17 protein-coding genes and 1 pseudogene are annotated in these 24,878 nt (G+C 61.8%); 6 read left to right on the forward strand and 12 right to left on the reverse strand.

Going from position 1 to position 24,878, the window contains the following annotated elements; genetic code table 11:
- Positions 1-26: 26 nt before the first annotated feature.
- The 5 genes from HJB91_RS12215 to HJB91_RS12235 all read right to left on the reverse strand — a co-directional run bounded on the left by HJB91_RS12215 (position 27) and on the right by HJB91_RS12235 (position 6,479).
- Positions 27-1,913, reverse strand: a complete 1,887-nt coding sequence (locus HJB91_RS12215) for an MFS transporter (RefSeq protein WP_210632764.1) — start codon at positions 1,911-1,913, stop codon at positions 27-29.
- 187 nt (positions 1,914-2,100) lie between these two features.
- Positions 2,101-3,369, reverse strand: coding sequence for an FtsX-like permease family protein (locus HJB91_RS12220; RefSeq protein WP_221154836.1), 1,269 nt, complete (start codon positions 3,367-3,369; stop codon positions 2,101-2,103).
- A complete protein-coding gene (locus HJB91_RS12225) occupies positions 3,366-4,058 on the reverse strand; it encodes an ABC transporter ATP-binding protein (RefSeq protein WP_221123906.1) in 693 nt (230 codons plus the stop codon). Before HJB91_RS12225 ends, HJB91_RS12220 begins: the two co-directional genes overlap by 4 nt.
- A 6-nt stretch (positions 4,059-4,064) precedes the next feature.
- On the reverse strand, positions 4,065-4,526 hold the full coding sequence (locus tag HJB91_RS12230) for a hypothetical protein (RefSeq protein ID WP_210632767.1): 462 nt from the start codon (positions 4,524-4,526) through the stop codon (positions 4,065-4,067).
- A gap of 198 nt (positions 4,527-4,724) precedes the next feature.
- Positions 4,725-6,479 carry an alkaline phosphatase gene (locus tag HJB91_RS12235; protein ID WP_221154838.1) on the reverse strand — a complete coding sequence of 585 codons (1,755 nt, stop codon included), beginning with the start codon at positions 6,477-6,479 and terminating at the stop codon, positions 4,725-4,727.
- Between the two features lie 90 nt (positions 6,480-6,569).
- Between HJB91_RS12235 and HJB91_RS31135 the strand changes: the two are divergent.
- The 3 genes and pseudogenes from HJB91_RS31135 to HJB91_RS12250 all read left to right on the forward strand — a co-directional run.
- A pseudogene (locus tag HJB91_RS31135) lies at positions 6,570-6,779 on the forward strand (hypothetical protein); the annotation flags it as partial.
- 111 nt (positions 6,780-6,890) lie between these two features.
- Positions 6,891-7,925, forward strand: coding sequence for an aspartate-semialdehyde dehydrogenase (locus HJB91_RS12245; RefSeq protein ID WP_210632769.1), 1,035 nt, complete (start codon positions 6,891-6,893; stop codon positions 7,923-7,925).
- 170 nt (positions 7,926-8,095) lie between these two features.
- Positions 8,096-8,920, forward strand: a complete 825-nt coding sequence (locus tag HJB91_RS12250; RefSeq protein WP_221122889.1) for a lytic transglycosylase domain-containing protein — start codon at positions 8,096-8,098, stop codon at positions 8,918-8,920.
- A 52-nt stretch (positions 8,921-8,972) separates the two neighbouring features.
- Here HJB91_RS12250 and HJB91_RS12255 read toward each other — a convergent pair whose 3' ends face one another.
- The 3 genes from HJB91_RS12255 to pdxY all read right to left on the reverse strand — a co-directional run bounded on the left by HJB91_RS12255 (position 8,973) and on the right by pdxY (position 12,271).
- Positions 8,973-10,592, reverse strand: a complete 1,620-nt coding sequence (locus HJB91_RS12255; protein WP_210632771.1) for a GGDEF domain-containing protein — start codon at positions 10,590-10,592, stop codon at positions 8,973-8,975.
- A gap of 90 nt (positions 10,593-10,682) precedes the next feature.
- Positions 10,683-11,324, reverse strand: a complete 642-nt coding sequence (locus HJB91_RS12260; RefSeq protein WP_210632772.1) for a carbonic anhydrase — start codon at positions 11,322-11,324, stop codon at positions 10,683-10,685.
- 71 nt (positions 11,325-11,395) lie between these two features.
- Complete coding sequence (pdxY, locus tag HJB91_RS12265; RefSeq protein WP_210632773.1) at positions 11,396-12,271, reverse strand: pyridoxal kinase PdxY; 876 nt, start codon at positions 12,269-12,271, stop codon at positions 11,396-11,398.
- A gap of 15 nt (positions 12,272-12,286) precedes the next feature.
- Here pdxY and HJB91_RS12270 point away from each other — a divergent pair, with 15 nt between their 5' ends.
- From HJB91_RS12270 to HJB91_RS12280, 3 genes are read left to right on the forward strand one after another with little or no spacing between them, the layout of a single operon-like run.
- Positions 12,287-12,589, forward strand: a complete 303-nt coding sequence (locus HJB91_RS12270) for a hypothetical protein (protein WP_210632774.1) — start codon at positions 12,287-12,289, stop codon at positions 12,587-12,589.
- Positions 12,549-17,324 carry an NAD-glutamate dehydrogenase gene (locus HJB91_RS12275; RefSeq protein WP_221154841.1) on the forward strand — a complete coding sequence of 1,592 codons (4,776 nt, stop codon included), beginning with the start codon at positions 12,549-12,551 and terminating at the stop codon, positions 17,322-17,324. Before HJB91_RS12270 ends, HJB91_RS12275 begins: the two co-directional genes overlap by 41 nt.
- A gap of 23 nt (positions 17,325-17,347) precedes the next feature.
- On the forward strand, positions 17,348-18,736 hold the full coding sequence (locus tag HJB91_RS12280; protein WP_221154842.1) for an MFS transporter: 1,389 nt from the start codon (positions 17,348-17,350) through the stop codon (positions 18,734-18,736).
- Positions 18,737-18,753: 17 nt separating this feature from the next.
- Here the strand turns inward: HJB91_RS12280 and purH are convergent, their stop codons facing one another.
- From purH to htpX, 4 genes are all read right to left on the reverse strand, one after another.
- Positions 18,754-20,370: a bifunctional phosphoribosylaminoimidazolecarboxamide formyltransferase/IMP cyclohydrolase gene (gene purH, locus HJB91_RS12285; RefSeq protein WP_221154844.1), complete on the reverse strand. Its 1,617-nt coding sequence runs from the start codon at positions 20,368-20,370 to the stop codon at positions 18,754-18,756.
- A gap of 202 nt (positions 20,371-20,572) precedes the next feature.
- Positions 20,573-22,246 carry a heparinase II/III family protein gene (locus HJB91_RS12290; protein WP_221146278.1) on the reverse strand — a complete coding sequence of 558 codons (1,674 nt, stop codon included), beginning with the start codon at positions 22,244-22,246 and terminating at the stop codon, positions 20,573-20,575.
- A gap of 200 nt (positions 22,247-22,446) precedes the next feature.
- A complete protein-coding gene (locus HJB91_RS12295; RefSeq protein ID WP_221154847.1) occupies positions 22,447-23,835 on the reverse strand; it encodes an RsmB/NOP family class I SAM-dependent RNA methyltransferase in 1,389 nt (462 codons plus the stop codon).
- On the reverse strand, positions 23,826-24,782 hold the full coding sequence (gene htpX, locus HJB91_RS12300; protein ID WP_221146282.1) for a zinc metalloprotease HtpX: 957 nt from the start codon (positions 24,780-24,782) through the stop codon (positions 23,826-23,828). Before htpX ends, HJB91_RS12295 begins: the two co-directional genes overlap by 10 nt.
- Positions 24,783-24,878 lie beyond the last annotated feature (96 nt).

The following is a 24,878-nucleotide window of genomic DNA, read 5'->3' on the forward strand; positions in this document are numbered from 1 at the left end:
CGCCTGCATGCTTAGCGCAAAGCGCCTCAATCCATGGCGTGGATATCCCTGTTCTTCGTTTCGGGCAGGAAGATCAGGCCGATCACCAGCGTGATCGCCGCAAAGACGATCGGATACCAAAGACCGTAATAGATATCACCCGCGGCAGCGCTCATCGCGAAAGCCGTCGCTGGCAGCAGGCCGCCGAACCAGCCGTTGCCGATATGATAGGGCAGCGACATGCCGGTGTAGCGGATGCGGGTCGGGAAGAGCTCGACCAGGAGGGCCGCGATCGGGCCATAGACCATCGTCACATAGATGACGAGGACGAACAGGATGGCGATCGTGCCGATCCAGTTGACCCGGGTGGGGTCAGCGGTCATGGCGAAGGCGCCGCCATTGGCGATGTTGTAGACTGCCATGTCGGTGACGCCATTGGCCTCGTCCGCCGTTAGCAGCTTGCCTTCGACCAGCTTGGCTGCCGGCACGGTTTCCTTGTCGCCGGCGCGCACCGCATCGGCGTTGAGCGCCAGTTCCGGATTGGCGGCGATGAAGGCATCGAGCTTGCTATCCGGCACCTTGGCGGCCCCGCGCTTCAGCGGATAGCCGGCATCGTGGAGCGCAATGTTGACGCCTTTTTCGAAGGCGGCGGTCATGCCCTTCGCCTTGTCGCCGGCAGCAACAACGTCGAAGCTGGTAATCGTACCGTTACCGACCTTCACCGTCGCCGGCTGTCCGGCGGGACCAGGCACGACGTCATAAGGCACCGAGTTCTTCGTCAGGAATGCTGTCGCCACATCGCAGGAACTGGTGAATTTCGACGTGCCCGTCGGGTTGAACTGGAATTTGCAATCCGACGGATCGGCCGTGACCGTTGCGCGGATCGACGCCTGCGCTTCGGCAAGTGCGGGGTTCGCCGTCCAGGTCATCGCCTTGAACAGCGGATTATAGGTCACCGCCGCGATGAGAAGGCCTGCCATGATGATCGGCTTGCGGCCGATCTTGTCGGAAAGACCGCCGAAGATGACGAAGAACGGCGTGCCGAGGAAGAGCGCAATGGCGACCATGACATTGGCCGAGAACAGATCGACCTTGAGCACGTTCTGCAGGAAAAACAGCGCATAGAACTGGCCGCCATACCAGACGACCGCCTGGCCCATGGTGGCGCCGAGAAGGGCGATGAGCGCGATCTTGGCGTTCTTCCATTGCCCGAAGGCTTCGGTCAGCGGCGCCTTGGAGCCCTTGCCTTCCGCCTTCATGCGCTGGAACGCAGGCGATTCGTTCATCTTCAGACGGATCCAGACGGAAATGCCGAGCAGCACGACTGAGACCAGGAACGGAATGCGCCAGCCCCAGGCTGCGAATTGAACCGGGCCCATCAGGGACTGGACCAGGATGATGACGATCAGCGACAGGAACAGGCCGAGCGTCGCCGTCGTCTGGATCCATGAGGTGAAGTAGCCGCGCCGTCCATTCGGCGCATGTTCGGCGACATAGGTTGCCGCGCCGCCATATTCACCGCCGAGCGCCAGACCCTGCAGCAGACGCAACCCGATGAGAATGATCGGGGCTGCGATGCCGATGGTGGCCGCACCCGGCAGGATACCGACGAGGAAAGTCGACATGCCCATGATCAGGATCGTCACCAGGAAGGTGTATTTGCGGCCGACGAGATCGCCAAGACGGCCGAACACCAGGGCGCCGAAGGGACGCACGAGGAAGCCGGCGGCAAAGGCGAGCAGCGTGAAGATATTGCGCGTTGCCTCGGGGTATTGGGTGAAATAGGTCGCGCCGATATAGGTGGCGAGCGAACCGTAAAGATAGAAATCGTACCATTCGAAAACGGTGCCGAGCGAAGAAGCGAAGATGACCTTCTTCTCTTCGCCCGTCATCGGACCGGCCTTCGCGCCGTCGATGCTTGCGACATTTGCCATTGTCTGTCCTCCACAGAGTGATGAGCAACGCGCGCGACCTACTCTCCTCAAAGCAAATCCCCGGCCGCGACACGCCTGACGAGAGTGTGCCAGAAAACATGGCCCGCAAAGAGAGAGGCTTTGGGATTATGACTTTAGTCTAATGGCAGCGCTTTTGGCGGGCAGGGAAGTCGTCTGCTGGCTCTGTTCACGCCCTCAGCGCCTGCGCCGGCGATTGCCGGTAGGCGAGCACCGCCGGCAGTGCGGCGAGCAGTGCGGAAAAGGCGAGCAACACCCCTGCAAGCCCACCATCTTCGCGGGCGAAGCCGACGGGCATGGCGATGCCGCTCGTTTGCGAGAACATGCCGGACAAGCCAAGCGCCGCGGCAAATCCAAGCCCGAATCCGAGCGCGATCCCAACTGCCACGAGCGCGAAGAATTCCAACCAGACGATGCCGAAGATCGCACTTCGTGGGGCGCCGAAGGCCCTCAATGCGCCGATCTGGCGGCGGCGCTGACCGATATGGATGACCGTGACCAACACCAGCGAGGCTGCGACGAGAGCCTGCGCGCCGGAAGCGATCGCGACGAGGATCTGCTTGGCGTCGCCGAGCGTGGCATAAAGATTGGTCAGCACCTCGCCGGGGAAGACGGCGACGGTATTGCCGCTGCGATAGTCCTGCCGCAGCTTGTAGGCATCGGCGATCGTCTTCGGCTTGACGAGGATGGCGGGAAGGCCGGGAGCATTCGCGGCCCATTTCTCGTCGAGCACGGCAGCCGGGTCGATTTCGCCATGATGTTCCTGATGCGCATGCGCGTCGTGATCGGCGCTCGCCGGCTCATGATCGTCTCCAGGCTCCTCGTGTTCCTCCTCCCCAAGGCCATGGATATGCCAGACGGCCTGGATCGGAACGAGAATGGCTCGGTCCCAGGCTGTCCCCGTCGGCCGCAGGCGGCCGGCAACGTGGTAGACGAGTTCGGTGTGGGTCTCGCCGCCTTCTTCCGCTAGGCCATGCATCGGCTTGATCTCGCCGCCGAGCGAAAGCTTGACGGCCGAGCCGATCACCGCCTCTCCCTCGCGGGCGAAAACCTTCCCCTCGGCAAAGCCGCCCGCCAGCCTGTCCGCCAGGGTCGCAGTCGTGCCGACGATCGGATAGCCGGAGAACGAGTCGCCGAAGCCGATCGGTGCCGCCCAGTCGACACGGGGATCGGCGGCAAGCCTGGCCAGCACCTCGCCCGGCATCAGCGGCAGGGGCGAGGGCTGCAGGAAGACGGAGGATAAAACGAGCTGTGTCTCGCTGCCGCCGGCGCCGATAACGAGATCGAACTTGTCGGCGGCGCGGGCGCTGCCGAGGCGAAGCGCTCGCTCCTGCAGGACAACGGAGACGCCGAGCGCCGTCGCAAGCGCCACCAGCAGCACCACCACCAACGACCCCGCCCAGAGGCGGCGAAGATCGGAAAGGATGAAGCGGATCATGCAGCCTCTCCCGCCGTTGCCGCGGAATCGTCGCTGATCCGGCCCGAGCCGAAGGTGATGCGCCGGTCGAGCCGGCTTGCCAGGCGCTGATCGTGCGAAACGACGATCAGCGTGCTGCCCTCGGCAATGGCAAGATCGAGGAGGAGATCGCCGACGGCCTCACCGCTTTCGGCATCGAGGCTCGCGGTCGGTTCGTCGGCGATGATGACGCCGGGCTTGCGCAACAGCGCCCGGCCGATCGCCACGCGCTGCATCTCGCCGCGCGACATTGTTTCGATCTTCTGGCCCGGGCGGGAAAGACCGACAGTGGTCAAAAGCACATGCGCCCGCTCGATGACGTCAGCTGTGGCGGCCCTGGCAAGCCGCGCCGGCAGAAGCACGTTTTCCAGCGCCGACAGGCCCGGGAAAAGATGGAACTCCTGCATGACCAGGCCGATATTGGCAGCGCGGAACCGGTCGCGCCCGCTTTCGGAAAAACTGGCGATATCCTCGCGGTTCCAGCGGATGCGGCCTTGGCGTGTCCGCTCCAGCCCGGCAATGATGTTGACGAAGGTGCTCTTGCCGGAGCCGGACGCTCCCGTGATGGCGACCCTGCTGCCGGCCTTGATCGACAGGCGGCCGATTGCCAGCGCCGGCGAGGACAGGCCTGGAAAGGTGATGGCAAGGTTTTCGATATCGAGAGCGAGCATATCGGTTCAGACAGCGGAATATTCGGCTTGGCGGATGCGCAACAGACTGACGAAGCCGGTTTCCGGATCCGTCCAGGAACCGTATTCCAGCGTGCCGCGCACTTCGATCGTCTGGCGCGGCTGCACGAATGTCTGCTTCTCCGCGAGATACACGACGACGATATTATCCGGCCAATCCGCATCCGAGGAGCAGAAGGGGCAGAGCGACATTGGCACCTCGGTCAGCACGAAGAACTGCGCCTCGGCCTTCAGTGGCGGCGCCATGAAGCCTTTCATGCTGATGTCCTGGCCGGCAAGACGCTTCACCTTGTCGGAGAATTCGAGGCCCAGCACGCCGAACTTGCCGTAGAGCTCGTCGAAGGAAAGCGATGGCTCGACAGCGCGACCAGCAGACGCCGTAAAAGGGAACGCAATGGCGGCGGCGATCAACCGTCGGCGGCTGAGATGCAGCGAAGGGAATATATCCATGGTGATCTCCAGGAAGCAAATCCCGGCCTCTAGCATCGGCCCGAAATCGGAACGATTTTCGGAAAGCACGATGCTAGCTTCAAAGTGTTACAGCGTCCTTTTGCGCGTCTGAAAGACGCGCGGCGCTGTAAGCGGCCGGGATAGATGATCGACGAAAGAGGCAAGGCCGGCAAGCTGCCCCGCAGGATCGGTTTCCGATCAGTTCGTCTGCTTGGCGCCGAGCGCGAAGGCGTCGGCGAGCACACGGTAGACGTCGCTCTGTTCGAGGTAGCCATGGAAGCCTTCAGCGCCCGGGCCGGCCGACTGCAGGACGACGTCGTCGACCGCATGAACGCCGCTCTCGCTGCTCTTCGGAAGATTGCCCTGCACGAAGACGGCGCCGGGAACATCCTTATACTGCTCGTTGGCGACATATTCCTTCTTTTCGTTCTGGACAGCCGGAACGAAGGGACCGTCGAGCTTCGGACGGAAGGTCTCGTAGTGATCGGGCCCATTGTTGGCACTCAGGAACAGGCGGCGGCTGACGTCGATCTTGTCGGGATAGCCGTCGCCATTTTCGTCCTTGTAGTTCGGGAAGCCGGCTTCAGCATAGGTGCCAACCTTTTCGCGCATTTCCGTACCCGGCTTCTCGTCATCGACGGTTCCGATGATCGAAACACCATGCGTGTGGTCGCCGGTAACGACGATCAGCGTGTCCGGATGCGCCTTCTGGAATTCGCGGGCAACGCCGATCGCCTGGTCGAATTCGATGGTATCGACAACGGCGCGATCCCAATCGAGCGGATGGGACATCTTGTCGATCGAGGAGCCTTCAACCATCAGGAAGAAACCATCCGGATTCTTGGAGAGGCGGTCGAGCGCGGCCTTGGTCATGTCGACGAGGCCCGGCTGGTTCGGGAACTTGTCGACAGTGCCCTTCTTCAGGAATTCGCGGTCGAGCGTCACGTCCATATTGCCGGTGTGGAAGAGACCGAGGAGATTGCCTTCAGCCGACGCATTGGCGGCGAGTTCGTTCTTGTCGGTCGCAAGCTTGTAGCCGGCATCCTGGAACAGCTTGATGTAATCCTGATTGTCCTTGCGCTTGGAACCGGCGACCTCCTTGCCGAGGAAATAGGCCGAGCCGCCGCCCAGCAGGACTTCCGGCTTGACGTCGAGCAGCATGCCGACGACGTCGGCCTTGTCGCCGCGGTTGCGGGTATGGGCAACGACAGCAGCCGGCGTAGCGTCTTCGACTTCAGATGTCGCAACGATGCCGATCGACTTCTTCGTCGTACGGCGGACGGCTTCGCCGAAAGTTTCGACACGCGGATCGTCGAGCGAAGATGGTGTACGGTCCGCGTAGACGCCGATCGCGTTGACGGCTGTCTTATGGCCGGTCATGAAGGCCGACATGGTGTTGGCCGAGTCCGTGGCAACGGCATTCGTCGCCGACGTGCCGATGAAAGCCATGCGATCGAGATCGTCCATGTTCAGACGGCCATTCGCCTTACCTTCGGTCATGCCCTTGGACATGATGCGGGCGGCGGTGCGATGCGCGACGGAAAGCCCGTCGCCGAGCAGGAAGATGATATTCTTGGCCTTCGGCTGGGCAGCGGTTTCGTAAACGTTCCAGGTGACGGACTTGGTTTCGTCGCCGGCAGCGACTTCGATCTTGTAGTCGCCCGGAACGGAAATCTTCAAGCCGCGCAACAGCAGAGCGGAGCCGAGAGCCTTGTCTTCCTTGCCCTTTTCCAGCTCGATGAACTGCGCTTCGCCCCCGAGAACGCTCTTGTAATCCTGGCCGTTGACCGTGATCTTCACGTCCTCAGGCTTGACCTGCTTGTTGAGCTCGACCTTGAAATCGAACGGCGAGCCGACAAGGATCGTGGCGCGATCGAGCGGATAGACCGTCGTCGCCTGAGCGGCGCCCGCAAGGATGGTGGTGGCCGCAAAGGCGGCAAGAAGCGTACGCATGGAAAACCCCCGTTTTCGGTGCAGACATTGACAACCGAGCCGGGATACCTCCCTGGGATGACAGCGGCATGACAAAACGTCGCAGCATCGCGGCGGCCGCTTTCGCCCTCCGCCTCCGAGCGCAAAAACCTTGACTCCTGTGGAAAACCTTCTAAGAGCAACAGCGGAAAAGGAATCTCCATGGTTCGCGACGAACACGCCATTGCCGCATGCAATGACCGGGCACAGGTTGCCGGGGTGGACATTGCCGTTCCGGTTTCTGCCAAAACCAAGGCCAAAACGACGACGAAAACCGTCTGACGTCTCTGGCCTGCCGCTCTCTCCCCGGCTCGGCTGGGGACAGGAAGACGCGATCCGTCGCGCCTTTCCCCTCACCGGACAAGAGGAGAGAAGAGAAAGAGAGCTTGAGAAATGGGTTTCAAAGTAGCAATTGCCGGAGCCACCGGAAATGTCGGCCGGGAGATGCTCAACATCCTCTCCGAACGCGGCTTCCCCGCCGATGAGGTCGTGGCGCTCGCCTCCTCGCGTTCGCAGGGCACTGAGGTGTCCTACGGGGACCGGACGCTGAAGGTCTCCAATCTGGAGAATTACGATTTCTCCGATACCGATATCTGCCTGATGTCGGCCGGCGGCGAGGTCTCGAAGAAATTCTCCCCCAAGATCGGCCAGCAGGGCTGTGTCGTCATCGACAATTCCTCGGCCTGGCGTTACGACGCCGACGTGCCGCTAATCGTGCCGGAAGTGAACCCGGACGCCGTCACGCAGTTCACCAAGCGCAACATCATTGCCAATCCGAACTGCTCGACCGCGCAGCTGGTGGTTGCGCTGAAGCCGCTGCACGACTTCGCCAAGATCAAGCGTGTCGTCGTCTCCACCTATCAGTCGGTCTCCGGCGCCGGCAAGGACGGCATGGACGAGCTCTTCAACCAGACGCGCGCCGTCTTCGTTGCCGATCCGATCGAGAACAAGAAGTTCACCAAACGCATCGCCTTCAACGTCATCCCGCACATCGATAGCTTCATGGAAGACGGCTACACCAAGGAAGAATGGAAGGTGCTGGCCGAGACGAAGAAGATGCTCGATCCGAAGATCAAGGTGACCTGCACGGCGGTGCGTGTGCCCGTCTTCATCGGTCATTCGGAATCGGTCAACATCGAATTCGAGAACGAGATCACCGCCGACCAGGCCCGCGATATCCTGCGCGATGCCCCGGGCTGCCTCGTCATCGACAAGCGCGAGAACGGCGGTTACATCACGCCTTATGAATCCGCCGGCGAAGATGCGACCTATATCTCGCGCATCCGCGAGGACGCGACGGTCGAAAACGGCCTCAATATGTGGGTGGTCTCCGACAACCTGCGCAAGGGCGCGGCGCTGAACGCCATCCAGATCGCCGAGCTGCTCGTCAATCGCGGCCTGGTCAAGCCGCGCAAGCAGGCAGCCTGATACCATTTGTAAACCATAAGATGTTAAAGCCCTGCTCGTTGAGTGGGGCTTTTTCCGGGGCAAATACGACTGTATAAGCGCTCGCTAAACGGTGATCGTGACAAAATCGCGAGTGGCTGGCATTCTCTTGCCCGCTTAAAAACTATGCAGATCGAGAGCGGGGTTTCTCAATGCGCATGACAAAGTTGTTTCTGGCGGCCGCTGCGGCAATGGGCGTCCTCCACGCGGTACCGGCGTTCGCGCAAGGACTGCAATGTGGCAATACCAGCGCCGGCTTCGACGCCTGGGTCGCCGATTTCAAGCAGACGGCAGCGGCCAATGGCGTCAGCCAATCGGTGCTCAGCCGCGCCTTCGCCAACGTCAACTACAACAAGCCGACGATCGCCGCCGATCGCGGCCAGAAAAGCTTCAAGCTCTCTTTCGATGCCTTCATGCAGAAGCGCGGCGGTGCCGCCGTCATTTCCCGCGGCCGGTCGATGAAAGCGGCCAACCAGGCCCTTTTTTCCTCGATCGAACGCCGCTTCGGCGTTCCCGCCGGTCCGCTGATCGCAATCTGGGGCATGGAGACCGGTTTCGGCAGCTATATGGGCAACCAGCATACGCTGTCGGCTGTGTCGACCCTTGCCTATGACTGCCGTCGTTCGGACTATTTCACCGATCAGCTCTATGCTGCGCTTCAGCTGGTCTCCGAAGGTTATCTGAGCCCGCAGGCCAAGGGTGCCGCCCATGGTGAAATCGGCCAGACGCAGTTTCTGCCACGCAACGTCGTGCGCTTCGGCGCCGACGGCGACGGCGACGGCCGGGTCGACATGGTTGGCTCCCGCGCCGATGCGCTGGCCTCGACCGCAAATTTCCTCAAGGGCCACGGCTGGCGTGCCGGCGCCGGCTATCAGCCGGGAGAGCCGAATTTCACTGCGATCCAGGGGTGGAACGCCGCCAGCGTTTATCAGCAGGCGATCGCCTATATCGGCCAACAGATCGACGGCGGCAGATAAGCCTTCATTGACAGCCAGGCTTTTGGAAACGCCGCTGCGAACGCGGCGTTTTTCATATGCGGGAATCAAAACTGCCGCCCGATGCCGTCTTGCGTCGCTCCTCCTGCGGCGGGGCCGGCACGACCGGCCCCGACACGACGCAATTGCGGCCGGAAGCCTTGGCGGCGTAGAGCGCCAGATCGGCGCGTTTGACCAGATCCTCGAAGTTCCGGTTGGCGGCGTCGTTTGCCCGGCCGGCGCATCCGAAGCTCGCCGTGACCTTGAGGAAATCGCCACTCGCAAGCGGGATTTCCGCCGTCTCGATCGCCCGTCGCACGCGCTCGGCGACGATTGCGGCTTCGTCGGGCGTCGAATCCGGTAAAAGAGCCAGGAACTCCTCGCCCCCATGGCGCACCAGGAGATCGAAGGAACGAAAATTCTGGCGCGCAACGCCGGCAACGTGCCGAAGCACGGCGTCGCCAGCGTCATGGCCATGGACATCATTGATCTTCTTGAAATGATCGAGATCGAAGAGAACGACGGAAATCCAGTGCGAGCCGTGCTCGGCCTGCGTAAGGAGCGCCGAGGCGGCGACCTCGAAGCCGCGCCTGTTGTAGAGCCCCGTCAGAAGATCGGTTTGAGCAGCGTTACGCAACTCACCCACCAACGTTTCCCGGTCCCGAGTAAGCTTGTCGATCAGCCGAAGCCCTCTTGCCGCCAGTACCATCACCAGCGTGGCGAGGATGAGCAGGCCTGCACACAGCGCCAGAATCTGCGTCAGGTGTATGTGCGAGAGGGTAGAAAACTGTTCGCCAGTCTCGTGAATATCACTCGCGGCCTCCACCATCTTTTGCTGAAGGAAAGCCATGCGTTCGCGCTGTGCGGCCGCCCAGGCGTCGCCCATTGCGCGCGACGGCCGCGAGCCGGCGAGAATGGCGTCGGTGATCGCATTCGCCTTCATCTGGTCGCTGCGACCGAGATAGGCAACGATGTCGCGCACGACCGGCGCTGAGGAATGGAAGACCATGTGATCCATGCCGGCACCGAGCATGGTCTTGCCCTGAATGAACAGTTCAATCGGAAATCTGGCGGAAACGTCTTGATCGAGGTAGCGGGTGCCAATCCCGGTGATCAACCTTTCGCCGTAGTAGGTGAGCAGGATGCCCATCAACTGGTTGGATTTTTCAAGCAGCACCGGGTCGCTGATCAGCGGTGAAAGTGCGTCGACGACGGCAAGCTGCTTGAGAGCCGCATACCAGTAGATGGAGCCGGGGTTGCTGCCGGAGTAACGGCCCTGGTCGACGGCGCTTCGCGCGGCGATGATGCGGCTATAGGCAAGGCTGAGGGCCGCCAATTCATCTGCAAGCCCTTGATCGAGCGTATCGCGCGACGGCAAGCTGGCATAGAAAGCATGGCGTTCGCGATCCAGCGTCAGCCGGCTTTGCTGCATGTCGACAGCAGTCCCGCTGCTGGGATGCGCGAGATAGCGGCGAGTGGCATCGATTTCGCTCAGGATTTCCGTGGCCGCGATCGACCCGCCGCGCGCAAGTACGTCGGCGAACCGCCGGTCGTTCTCGAGATCTCGGTATTGCAAGATGGAAGTTCGGAGGACAAAAACGCCTTCAATGAGCATGAAGACGAAGGGCAGCAGGATGGCGGCCAGGATAACCTTTTTGATGGTTTCAAACTTCATCGCCAATCGCCACGTAATCAAATGCCGGTCGTGTGCAGCCGATTAGAAGCTTAACAGCAATCCTTAAAAAACTGATAAACCGGTCCGCTCCTAGATTTCGGGACGGATGAAATCGCGTGTTTCAGCGTCCATGACCCAGAGCTCGCCGGTCGAGATATCGAACCAGGCGCCATGAAGGTGCATTTTTCCTGCGTCCTCGAGCGCCTTTATTTCCGGGAAGGTTCTGAGATTGTTGATCGAATTGCGGATGGAGACACGCTCCAGCGCCGTCTGTCGCTCAGCCTCGGTCATCACGTCGTTGCTCTGGATTTGTTCGGCTGCGGGTTTGACCAGCGACATCCACCGACCGATGAAATCGCCGGGCGACAACGGCTCGGCGTTCGGATCGAGTGCCGCGCGGATGCCGCCGCAACGGCCATGGCCCATTACGACGATGTCCGAGACCTTCAGCGCCTGCACGGCAAATTCAAGAGCGGCCGATGTCGAATGGAAATGACCGTCCGGCTGGTAGGGCGGCACCATATTGGCAACGTTGCGGATGACGAAAAGCTCGCCCGGGCCGGCATCGAAGATCAGCTCGGGAGCCGCACGTGAGTCCGAACAGGCAATGACCAGCGTGCTCGGGTTCTGGCCGTTTTCGGCAAGTTGCCTATACCTGTCGCGGGCGTCGGCATAACGCCCGTTCATAAAGTTGCGATAACCGTTCAGAAGGGTGTTTGGAAAACGCTGCATGCCTCTGGATTAGCGCGCGCGGAAGACAAGATCAACTGCCGCACCGCAAAATGCGCACATTGACAAATGCGTCATTTTTTCCGCCGCTGCACCGGGTGCACGAGCCGGCGCATCTGCACCATGGCCATCGGCGTCGACAGGCTGAGCGCATCGCTGGCCAGCATCAGCTCGTTGCTGCCTCGCTTGACCGCACGCGCAAGCACTTCGAACACGCTGGCGGTGGCAAGCTGCAACGCCTTTTCATCCTCGAGGCCGGAGAGCAGGCGCGACAGGAAAACGGCGGCCAGCAGGTCACCGAGACCATTCGGCGGGTTCTCGACGACGCGGTGCTCGGCAAGAAGCGCGTGGCGGCCGGAAAGGTAGAGATTGCCGGTACCGCCCGCCATCATCGGGACCGCCGAGGTGACGAGCATGCGTGACGGCCCAAGCGCCAGCGCCGCCTCCATGATTGCGCTGTTGTCATCGAGCGCTGCTCCCGACAGCCAGGCGAGCTCGTACCGGTTCGGCGTTGCGAGCGACGCGAGCGGAATGAGATGATCCCGAATGGCCTCGGCCGTCGCTTCCGGCACGTAGAGGCCGCCGAGGTCGCCCATGACCGGATCGCAGACATAAAGCAGTTCGGGATTGTTTTGCCGGAGCGCAGCGATCAGCCGAGCGACCGAGCGTGCCTGGGCGGCATTGCCGAAGTAGCCCGAAAGCACCGCCCTGACTTCGCCGATCCAAGGTGCGCGGATCAGATCGTCGATCGCCGCATCGAAATCCGCTTCGGCAAATGTCAGCCGCGTCGAACGGCCATGGCCGGGATGCCAGGGCAGAACGATCGTCGGCAGTGCCCAGACCGGATGGCCGAGCGTCTCCAGCGCAAACACCGCCGCCCGATTGCCAACCGAGCCACGCACGACATGGCTGGAAATAACGATGACTGCGCCCGCTGCATTTTCCGACATTAAACCGAGGTCCGAATGATGATGGCGTTTGATGATCTTTTTGACGCCGGGCTGTCAACCATTCTTCACGTGAGCGTGGAAAAGTGCGGCGGAAGAGAAAACAAAAAGAGAGCCGTTCACGCTTGTTTTGGCTACGAAATCGGAAAAATCTCCGACATTTCCCCATCTCCGGCGTCAAAAAAGCATCAAAACCATCCGGCTGGCCCCCATTTTAGAGATTTTTTCGAAGAATCTTCTGCTAGCTTGCAGAAAATCAGTCTATTGCGGGAGGCGATCCATGGCTGCCAGAAACAATCCCAAACGAGAAAAACAGATTGAGGGCGCGCGAAAGATCGCCAGGGAGAGGGGCGAGGCCCATCTCGATCCGGAAATTCTCTTCGGCCGGGCAAGCAATGACGATCTCGAACGCTACACGCCCGAAATGCTGGCGCTTTCTGCCGTGCATTCGGCAAAAGAACTTGCCGCCTGGAACGCCAAGACGCCGCGCGTCAGCATCGACACCATCGGCGGTGTGACGCCTGACGGCATTGCCGTCTCGGTGCTTTCGGTGACCGACCGGAATATGCCCTTTCTCTATGAATCGGTCATGGGAGAAGTGACGAGCACCCATCGCGATCTCTTCATGGCCGTACATCCCATCCTGGTGATGGAAGGAGACAAGGCTCCCGGGCTCTATTCCGCCGATCAGCCGAGCGATCCCGCCACGCGGGTCAGCCATATCCAGCTTCATATCGCGCCGCTCAATTCCAACCAGGCGGCCGATCTCGTCAAACGTATCCAGATGGTGCTCGAACAGGTCCGCCTGTCGGTTTCGGACTGGAAGCCGATGCTTTCCAAGCTCGACGGGGTGATCGCCGAGCTTGCGGCCAACGGCGCCGGCCGCAGAAAGGCTGAACACGCCGAGGCGATCGCCTTCCTGAGCTGGCTGCGCGACGAGAACTTCACCTTCCTCGGCATGCGCGAATATATCTATTCCGGCAAGGGTGCCGACGCCAAGGTCGAGCGGGACAAGGGGGCGGGCCTCGGCATTCTCTCCAACCCCGATGTTCTCGTGCTGCGCACCGGCAAGGACGCCGTGACGACGACTCCGGAGATCCTCGCCTTCCTCGACGGCCCCGAGTTCCTGATCGTGACCAAGGCGAACGTGAAATCGATCGTCCATCGCCGCGCCTATATGGATTATGTCGGCGTCAAGCGTTTCGACGCCGCGGGCAACGTCACCGGCGAACTGCGCATCGTCGGCCTCTTCACCTCGACGGCCTATACGTCGCTCGCCTCGGAAATCCCGCTGCTGCGCTCCAAGATCGAGAAGGTGAAAGAGCATTTCGGCTTCGACCCGATGAGCCATTCCGGCCGCATGCTCGACAACACGCTGGAATCCTATCCGCGCGATGATCTTTTCCAGATCGACACGACATTGCTTGCCAGCTTTGCCGAGCAGATCAACGATCTCGCCGACCGGCCGCGTGTGCGCGTCCTGCCGCGCATCGACCATTTCGACCGCTTCGTCTCGGTCATCGTCTATGTGCCGCGCGAGGAATATGACTCGATCGTGCGCGAGCGGATCGGCACCTATCTGAAGACGGTCTATGACGGCCGTGTCTCCGCCTATTATCCGGCTTTCCCCGAAGGCGGCGTTGCCCGCGTGCATTTCATCATCGGCCGCTCCGGCGGCAAGACGCCACGCATTCCGCAGGCAAAGCTTGAGCAGACGATCCGCGAAATCACCGCCCGCTGGGACGACCGTTTCGAAGCGCTCGCCGGATCGAAGTCGCCGAGACTATCAGTCGATCAGGCCTTCCAGGATTCCTTTAGCCCTGAAGAGACCGTGGCCGACCTCGCCGATATCGGCGCCTGCGCCGCCGGCGAGCCGCTTCGCATCCAGTTTTATCATCGCCACGAACAACAGGGCCGCGTGCTCTCGCTGAAGATCTTCCATGCCGGCGGCCAGCTGGCCTTGTCGCGCCGCGTGCCGCTTCTCGAGAACCTCGGCTTCAATGTCGTCAGCGAACGCACCTTCGACATTGGGGTACAGGTCGCCGATGGCCCAACCCAACTCGTGGTGCTGCACGACATGGAACTCGAAACCCGCAGCGGCAGCGATATCGACCTGCATCGTTATGGCGCTGCGCTCGAGGAAGCCTTCGTCGCCGCCTTCGCCGGCACGCTCGACAATGACAGCTTCAACCGGCTGATCCTTTCGGCAGGGCTCTCGGCGCGCGAAGCCAATGTGTTGCGCGCCTATGCCCGTTATCTCCGCCAGGCCGGCATCGCCTATTCGCAGGATTACATCGCAACGACGCTCGATAAATATCCTGGTGTGGCCGCCGCCATCTTCCGGCTGTTCCACGACACGCTCGACCCCAAGCTTGCCGACAAAGCCCGTCTCAAGAAGATCGCCGACCTGCATCAGGCGATCGAGGCCGAGCTTGCCGACGTGCCGAGCCTTGACGACGACCGTATCCTGCGCCGCTACGTCAACATCGTCGACGCGACGCTGCGCACCAACTATTTCCAGAAGAACCCTGACGGGTCGCCGAAAGCCATGCTGGCCTTCAAGCTCGATCCGAATCTGGTCGACGGCTTGCCGCAACCGAAACCCTTCCGCGAGATGTTCGTCTACGGCGTCGAGGTCGAAGGCGTGCACCTGCGTTTCGGCCGGGTAGCGCGCGGTGGTCTGCGCTGGTCGGACCGCGCCGAGGACTACCGCACCGAGGTGCTCGGCCTGGTCAAGGCGCAGCAGGTGAAGAACGCCGTCATCGTCCCGGTCGGCGCCAAAGGCGGCTTTTACCCGAAAAGGCTTCCGGTGGGCGGCAGCCGCGACGAAATCTTCAATGCGGGCCGCGAGGCTTACAAGACCTATATTCGCACGCTGCTTTCGATCACCGACAATATCTCCGGCGCCGAGGTCGTGCCGCCGAAGGATACGGTAAGGCTCGATGGCGACGATCCCTATTTCGTCGTCGCCGCCGACAAGGGCACCGCGACCTTCTCCGACACCGCCAATGCGTTGGCGCAGGAAGCCGGCTTCTGGCTGGACGACGCCTTCGCCTCCGGTGGCTCGGCCGGCTACGACCACAAGAAGATGGGCATCACCGCCCGCGGCGCCTGGGAAACCGTGAAACGCCATTTCCGCGAAATGGACATCGACATCCAGACGACGCCCTTTACCGTCGCGGGCGTCGGCGACATGTCGGGCGACGTCTTCGGCAACGGCATGCTGCTCTCCCCGAAGATCCGGCTCGTCGCCGCCTTCGATCACCGCGACATCATCATCGACCCCGATCCCGATATGGAAAGGACGCTGGCCGAGCGCCAACGGCTCTTCAACCTGCCGCGCTCGAGCTGGCAGGACTTCGATAAAAACGTGCTTTCGAAGGGCGCGATGATCATTTCGCGCGCGGCGAAATCGGTGACGCTGACGCCGGAAGCGGTAAGTGCGATCGGCATCGACAAAGCCGTGGCCACGCCTTTCGAGATCATGACGGCGATCCTGAAGAGCCCGGTCGACCTGCTCTGGTTCGGCGGCATCGGCACCTATGTAAAAGCGCCGTCCGAAACCGATACCGAAGTCGGCGACCGCGCCAATGACCCGATCCGCATCACCGCGGCGGAGGTGGGCGCCAAGGTGATCGGCGAGGGCGCAAACCTCGGCGTCACCCAGAAAGGCCGCATCGCCTACGGCCTGAAGGGCGGGCGCTGCAATTCCGACGCCATCGACAATTCGGCTGGCGTCAACACCTCGGACGTCGAGGTCAACATCAAGATCGCGCTGGCGGCGGCCCTGCATGACGGGCGGCTGACGCGGGCAAAACGCGACCAGCTACTTTCGTCGATGACCGGTGAAGTCGCGGCCCTGGTCCTGCGCAACAACTATCTCCAGTCGCTGGCGATCTCACTGACGGAGCGCAAGGGCACGGCCAACGGCCTGGAACTCGGCCGCTTCATGAGCGTGCTCGAGGGGGCCGGTCAGCTGAACCGCAAGGTCGAGACCTTGCCCGACGACCAAACTCTTGCCGAACGTTATGCGGCCGGCAAGCCGCTGACGCGGCCGGAAATCGGCGTGCTGCTGTCCTATGCTAAGATCGTGCTCTTCGATGCGCTTGCCGCGAGCGACCTGCCCGATGACCCTTATTTTGCGGCGACACTGTCGAATTACTTTCCCGTCAGAATGCAGAAGTCGAACGCCGGCGATATCGCCGGCCACCGCCTGCGGCGCGAAATCATCGCGACCGTGCTTGCCAATGAAGCGATCAACCGCGGCGGGCCGAGCTTCACCATTGCCATGATGGACGCAACGGCGGCTTCGGCGCCGGAGGTGGTGCGCGCCGCAATTGTTGCCCGCGACGGTTTCGACCTTAACCGGCTCTGGGCCGAAACGGACGCGCTCGACGGCAAGATATCGGGCGGGGTGCAGAACCGCATTTACGAGGAAATCAGCCACAGCTTTATCGTGCTCACGCGCCTGCTGTTGAAAACCGCCATGACCAAAGCCGATATGGCCGAGGTGATTAGCCGGCTGCGGGCGGCTCTGAAGAAGTTGAGGCCTGCTTTCGCCGAACAGGCGGCCGGCGATGCTGCCGCCCGCCAGTCGGAATATGCCGAAGCGGGCGTGCCCGAAGAGCTGGCAGCCGAAATCGCCAACCTCCAGAGCTTCGCGCTGGTGCCGGAGATCATGCAGATTGCCGAGCGCACCGGCGAGCCGCTGGTGCGCGCGGCCGAAAATTATTTTGCCGTGTCTAAGACCTTTCGGATCGCGCGGTTGCTCGCAGCCGGCGGCCGGATCCTCACCTCCGACCATTACGAAAATCTGGCGCTGGCGCGCAGCATCGACCAGATCGCCAGCGCCCGGCGCGATATCGTCATCTCGGCGCTTTCCGATCACGGCAAGGAGAAGCTGCCCGTCCAGGCCTGGCATGCGCAGGATCGCGTCCGTATCAACCGCATCGTCGAGGAGCTTTCGAGCCTCAGCGATAGTGGCGATCCCAATCTTGCGCGCATCACTGTTGCCGCAGGCATCCTGACCGATCTTGCGCGCGACCGGGCGAGGTGAGACAGTCCGCGAAAAAGGAGCGGATGTTGAATCGCATAGACTGGACAGGAACGCAGCCGCCGAAAGCCACGGAGAAGGGCATCTGGGCGTGGATGTTCTTCGATTGGGCGGCCCAGCCTTTCTTCACTGTGGTCACCACCTTCATCTTTGGGCCCTATTTCGTCTCCCGCCTGACGGATGACCCGGTGTCGGCGCAGACGACGTGGAGCAACATGGCGACGATTTCGTCTGTGATCATTGCCCTGCTCTCGCCCGTTCTCGGCTCGATCGCCGACCAGTCCGGCGCGCGCAAACCGTGGATCGGCTTCTTCGCCATCATCAAGATAGCCAGCCTCTTCGGCCTGTGGTTCGCAGCCCCCGGTTCGCCTGTCCTCTATCCCGTGATCTTTATGATCCTCGCCTCGGTTTCAGCCGAGTTTTCGATCGTCTTCAACGATTCGATGATGCCGCGGCTGGTCGGCAAGCACGAGGTCGGCAAACTCTCCAACACCGCTTGGGGGATCGGTTACCTCGGCGGCATGATCGTGCTAATTGCCGTCGTTACGCTTCTGGCGGCAAGCCCGGAAAGCGGCAAGACCGTTCTCGGCCTCGATCCGCTTTTCGGCCTCGATCCCAAGACCGGCCAGGACGCACGCATCACCGGGCCGATCTCAGCCGTCTGGTACCTGATTTTTATCCTGCCGATGTTCTTCTTCACACCCGATGTTCGCAGAGGCCTGCCCTTCGGCACCGCCATCCGCGCCGGCCTGCGGGAACTGAGAAACACGCTCGGCGAACTCAAGGAACGCCGCGGCACCCTGAAATTCCTGATTGCCCGCATGATCTATCAGGATGGCGTCAACGGCCTGTTGATCCTCGGCGGCGTTTTCGCCGCCGGCATGTTCGGCTGGGCGACGATCGAAATCGGCCTCTACGGCATCATCCTGAACGTCGTCGCGATCTTCGGCTGCCTGATCGCCGGCCGGATCGACAAGGGCGTCGGTTCGAAAGTGACCGTCGCCATCAGCCTCACCATGCTGCTTCTCGCCACCATCGGCATCATCTCGACCGGGCCGGGCTACACCCTGTTTGGCCTGATGGCGCTGCCGACGGCCGATTCCGGCGGCCTCTTCGGCACCGCCGCGGAAAAGGCCTATATCCTTTACGGCCTGCTGATCGGGCTCGCCTTCGGGCCGGTGCAGGCCTCGTCGCGCTCTTATCTCGCGCGCAGCGTCAGCCTTGAGGAAGCCGGCCGCTACTTCGGCCTCTATGCGCTTTCGGGACGCGCCACCAGTTTCATGGCGACGCTGCTCTTCTCGCTGGTGACCTATATGAGCGGCTCAGCGCGGCTCGGAATGGCAACGCTGATCCTGTTTCTCGCCGGCGGGCTGGTGCTGCTGATCCGCACGCCTTATCCCGCCGACCGATCCTGACAATTCTCCGGCACGCGTCAGTGCCGGAAATGGCGCATGCCGGTGAAGACCATCGCGACGCCGTGTTCGTTGGCGGCATCGATGACCTCCTGGTCTCGCATCGAACCGCCCGGCTGAATGACCGCTGTCGCCCCTGCGGCGATCATCGACAGAAGACCATCGGCAAATGGCAGGAAGGCTTCGGAAGCAACCGCCGAGCCTTGCGTCATCGGCGAGGGGAGGCCAAGCGCCTTGGCGGCCTCTTCGGCCTTCAGCGCGGCAATGCGGGCGGAATCCACCCGGCTCATCTGGCCGGCGCCGATTCCAGCCGTCTGGCCATCCTTGGCATAGACCACGGCATTCGATTTGACATGTTTGCCGACTTTGAAGGCAAACTTCATATCATCAAGCTCCTGCGCCGTCGGCGCACGCTTGGTGACGACCTTGAGCTCCAGATCCTCGATCATGCCGTTGTCGCGACTCTGGACGAGCAGGCCGCCGGAAACGGTCTTCGCCGTCAGTCCTGGGGCGCGCGGATCGGGCAGGCCACCGGCCGACAGCAGCCGCAGGTTCGGCTTGCGAGCGACGATAGCCCTGGCCTCCTCGGTGACATCGGGCGCGATGATCACTTCGGTGAAGAGCTTGACGATCAACTCCGCCGTTTCGGCATCCAATATCCGGTTGAGGGCGATGATGCCGCCGAATGCGGAAACGGAATCGCAGGCAAGCGCCCGCTGATAGGCTTCCACCAGGCTCGAGCCGGTGGCGACGCCGCAGGGATTGGCATGTTTGATGATCGCGCAGGCGGGCGCCTTTTCCGGCAGGAATTCGGCGACGAGTTCATAGGCGGCATCGGTGTCGTTGATATTGTTATAGGAGAGCTGCTTGCCCTGCAGCAGGACGGCCGTCGAAACGCCCGGGCGCTTCTCGCCCGTGACGTAGAAGGCCGCCTTCTGGTGCGGATTTTCGCCGTAACGCATCTCGTCCTTCAGCACACCGCCGATGACGCGGTGGCGCGGCGTGTCGATCGCCAGCGCTTCGGCAAACCAGTTGGAAATCGTGGCATCATAGGCCGCGGTTCGGGCATAGGCCTTGGCAGCCATGCGCTGGCGGAAGGCATAGGCGGTCTTGCCGTCATCCGCCGAAAGCTGCTCCTTGAACTCGGCATAATCGTCTGGGTCTGTCAGGATGGTCACATAGGCATGGTTCTTGGCCGATGCACGGATCATCGCCGGACCGCCGATGTCGATATTTTCGACGGTCGTCGGATAATCGCCGCCGGCCGCGCGTACCTCTTCGAAAGGATAGAGGTTGATGACGGCCAGATCGATGCCCTCGATCCCGTGCTTTTTCATCGCTTCCTGGTGTTCGCCGTCGTCGCGGATCGCCAGCAGGCCGCCATGCACGATCGGATGCAGCGTCTTGACGCGCCCATCCATGATCTCGGGAAAGCCGGTGATCTCGGAGACGTCGGTGACCACCAGACCGGCAGCGGCGATCGCCTTGTAGGTGCCGCCGGTCGACAGCAGCCGCACGCCTCTTTCGGACAATGTCCGGGCGAGCTCGACGATGCCGGTCTTGTCGAACACGGAGAGGAGTGCGGTCTTGATTTCGACCTTGTCCGGGGCGGGGATCTTTTTGGAAATGACGGCCATGAACCTTCTCCGTTCGGGCTTCGGAAGATATCCGCTAGAGCATGAGGCCGAAAAGTGTGAGCGGCTTTCGGACGAAATCTGCCTTAGGGACGTTTTCTTGCTGCCGCCGCGTTAGCACAGCTTTGACGTCACGCAAACAGCGCTGATGCTCTGCCTTTCGATTTAGTCCCGAATTTGAATTTTGGCCAGTTGGCCGTCCCGTCTAAGCTTTACGGGAGAGAAACCAGCGGATCTCCGTCTTCTCGGCCAGATCGAAATCGATCTCGATCTGGTCCGAGCCACAAATGCCGGAGCTGTCGGCAAAGAAGATGTCCTCGGAAACCAGGACTTCATTTCCGGGCGCGGAAAACAGCCAGCTTTCGCCGTCCGGCGCCGTCAGCAGCACGGATTCTCCATCGCTCTGCTGCAGAACGATGGAAGGATGAATATGAAAACGGGCGACGGCCTTCAGGGGGTCGTCACTTTCATATCCTTCACGCCGGATGAGCCGGTCGTGGCCTGTCACCATCGAACCCGCGGCATTGAGCGTCAGCTCACGCTCGTGCAGCACGCCGAACGGCTTGAGATAACCGTCATGGCTGAGCTTGATGCTGTCGCGCCCATCCTCCGTTTCGACACGTTCGACGGTGACGGTTTTCACCGGTTCGGTGATTGCGTGATCGAGGAAAGGCGAGCGTGAAAAACGGCTGGATGAGGTGTCGTTGAGGATGACGGTCGAATGCGCCGCGGTCGTGCGCGCCATCTGCACATAGCGGTGTCCGGCAAATTTCGGCGAGCCGGAATTGACGATGAAGCGATGGCGGCCGGACGACATTTCGAATGAAAGGCTGCCGGCATGCGCGGTGCGCACTGCGCCGCCCGAAGGCGGCGTCCCGGTATCGGCGATTATGACGGTCTTGCCCCCGGAAAGCCGCTGATAGCGCGACTGCGGCAAAGCCTTGAACGGCTGGCCGGCGGTCTCGTCATATCTGAGCACCGACATCAGCTCATTGGCGAGCGTCGAGGTTGCGCCGTTGAAAAGCGCCAGGTCCCCGTCCTGATGCCGGAAAAACCGCAAAGCGGGATACATGCGGTCGATGCCGGAGATCAGCTTCTGCGGCAGGTCATGGCCGAGATTGACGTAAGTCTGCCGCAGCGGCAGCAGGTCGAGCAACAGTTCCAAGCCGATGCGCGGGTTGCGCGAGATGTGGCCGCCATCCGGCAGAATCTGGCTATCGAATTGACGGTCGAGCGCCTGCGCCGCTCTCCGAAGCGTGGAGGCGCGGGCCGGCATGGCGACGGAGGCCATGGCGAGCGCGATGCGTAGCCGGAACAGCTCCAGACCGCCAAGCGTATAGGGCGCCACGCGATGCAGGAACCTGACCTGGAAAGCGAGCGACTTCATGAAGCGCCGATAAAAGCCGCGATCGGCGTTCTGCAGCACAACAGGCGAATGTGACAGCCAGGCAATGACGCGCTGGGCGGTGACGTCGGTCTCCCAGGCAATTCCTTCCATGCGGCCGGCATGGATGGAAAGCCAGCTGTCGACGATCGCTCGGGCAACCGCCGCGCTGCGTTCCGTCTTGTGCGCACGCATGTGCCGCAGCCAGCCGAAGCTGTGCAGGCGGGTCGCAAAGGGCCGCGAAGGCAGGGTGAAGGTGAAGGGCGATTTGCCGTTCGTTTCCAGCATGCGCCCGGCCAGGAGGAAACGTCCATTGAGAATTTCGTCCGCCACATGTGAATCGATGCCGCGAAGATCGGTCGGGGCGACGATCAGGCGCTCGGGCGGTTTGATCGAATGGCGAATGAGCTTCAGGCGCAGCAACGCGACGCGGCGCAAGGCGCGCCGCCAAGCCTCCCGAACATACATGCTCGCAAAACGCCGACCGGACTGCATATTCTATTGTCTATTGACCCTCATGGTTAAGAATAGGTGAAAAGCAGCCGATTTCATCGCCCACAATGAATTAATTCGTTACAAATTTCGAATATACGAAAATTGTTGCACGTAATTCCGTCGCTACGCAAAGAACGACAGCTGTGCTGCGGGCGTGTAATCAGCGCATGAGACGGTTTCGGGCGACGAGGTTGAAGCAATCAGGCGGCTCGCCGCAGCATCACCGCGTAGAAGCCGTCGAGGCCGGAGGCAATGCCGTCCGGCATTTTCAGCATGGTCGGAAGCGTGCGGAATTCACCGAGCGGCGTGATCGCCGCTTCAAGACCGGGCCAGTCGCCCGCGCTGATCGGCACACGCTCGATCGCGTCCGTATTGGAAACAACGCGGGCGACCACCTCCTCGCCTTCGGCCGGATCGAGCGAGCAGTTCGAAAACACCAGCGTGCCTCCGGGTTTCAGCAAGGTCAGCGCATGACGCAGCAGCCGCTCCTGCAGCGCCGCCAGCCTCGCAATATCATCCGGCCCCTTGGTCCACAGCACGTCAGGGTGCCGGCGCGTCGTGCCGGTGGAAGAGCAGGGGGCGTCGAGCAGGATGGCATCGAAGCCTTCCGTCGGCTTGAATGTCGTCAGATCCGTCGCAACCGTTTTCGCGTTGAGGCCAAGCCGGTCGAGATTCGACCGCAGCCGTCTCAGCCGGCTTTCCGACTGATCGAGTGCGGTCACCGCGCCGCCGGCAAGGATGAGCTGCGCTGTCTTGCCGCCAGGCGCAGCACAGAGATCGGCGGCACGTTTGCCCGACAGATCACCGAAAAGCCTGGCCGGAATGCTTGCCGCCGCATCCTGCACCCACCACGCACCGTCGTCGAAGCCCTCGAGTGAAGGAATTCCGCCGTCAAAGGCGGCAAGCCGCACGCCGCCCGTCGGCAGGGCAACGCCGTTCAGCTTCTTCGCCCAGGCTTCGGCGTCGGATTTGACGGTCAAATCGATCGCCGCAGGTTCGAGCTGCGATTGCGCGATCGCCAGCGCCGCGTCGCGGCCATAAGCCTTTTCCAGCCGTGCGAGGAACCAGCCCGGCATCGGCGGAACCTTACCGATCTTCTCCAGCACCTCGTCCTTTTCACGGCCGAGCCGGCGCAGCACCGCATTGACCAGCTTTGCGAAGCGGCGATTGCGGGGATCCAGGTTGGCCTGCTCTACGGCAAGATCGACGGCCGAATGATCCGGCACGTCGAGATAAAGGATCTGCGCCGCCGCGATTGCCAGAACATGGTGTAAGGCCCGCGCACCCTCCGGCAGCGGCGATTCCAGCAGCGAGGCAATTGCGGCGTCGATGCGCGGCAGGTGGCGCAGCGTCGTGTTGAGAATGGCGCGGACGAGGGCGCGATCGCTTTCGCCAAGCGCCTTGTAGGCCGGATTGCCGTGTTCATGATCGAGAGCGCCGTCGAGCGACAGCTTTCGGTCGACGACGGCTGCCAGAATTTTTGCGGCCGCCGCCCGGGTCTGCAGGCCCGGCTTGGCTGGCGCCGATCGGCCGGCGAAGGGTTTCTGTTGGCGGAATGGCTTTTTCGTGCCGTCTGAATTCAAGACCACGGACCTTTTGGCGGTTGCGAACCACCGCGACCCGTATTCGGAACAGAGCGCGATTTGCGCGACGGATTAGCAGCACGCACCGGTCCCGTCGAGACACTCATGCCGCTTTGCGCCATCTCCTGCAGCGCGGCAATGCGGTTTTCCGTGTTCGGGTGGGTGGAAAACAGATTGTCCATGCGTTCGCCGGAAAGCGGATTGATGATGAACATATGCGCCGTCGCCGGATTGCGCTCGGCATCCTCATTCGGCACATGAGCCGCGCCGCGGGCAATCTTTCCAAGTGCGGAAGCGAGCCAGAGCGGATTGCCGCAGATTTCGGCGCCGTGGCGGTCGGCCGAATATTCACGCGTGCGGCTGATCGCCATCTGCACCAGCATGGCGGCGAGCGGTGCGACGATCATCGCGACGAGAACGCCGATGAAACCGAGGGGATTATTGTTGTTGTCGCGGTTGCCGCCGAAGAAGAAAGCGAAGTTGCCGAGCATCGAGATCGCGCCGGCAAGCGTTGCCGTGATCGTCATGGTCAGCGTGTCGCGGTTCCGGATATGGGCGAGCTCATGCGCCATCACGCCGGCGACCTCCTCGGGAGACAAGGCGGAAAGCAGGCCGGTCGAGGCGGCGACGGCGGCATTTTCGGGATTGCGGCCGGTGGCGAAGGCATTCGGCTGCGGGCTGTCGTATAGATAGACCTTCGGCATCGGCAGACCGGCATTACGAGCGAGATCGCGCACGATCGCAAAGAATTCCGGCGCATTGCGTTCGTCGATCTGCTGCGCGCGATAGGCCGCTAGCACCATCCGATCGGAGTTCCAATAAGAGAAGAAATTCATGCCGGCGGCAATGAGAAAGGCGATCATCATGCCGCCTCGACCGCCGATCAGAAAACCGACGAACATGAAAAGCGCCGTCATGAAGGCAAGCAACATGGCAGTGCGAACGAGGTTCATTGCGAATCTCCAACTCGATTACGGCGTCGCAAGCTTTCATTCCCGGCGACCGCGCATTATGATTTGGTTATTCACCCGCCATTTTCAATATTTCCG

The organism is Rhizobium sp. NLR10b (genome assembly GCF_019685435.1).
Lineage (GTDB): Bacteria > Pseudomonadota > Alphaproteobacteria > Rhizobiales > Rhizobiaceae > Rhizobium.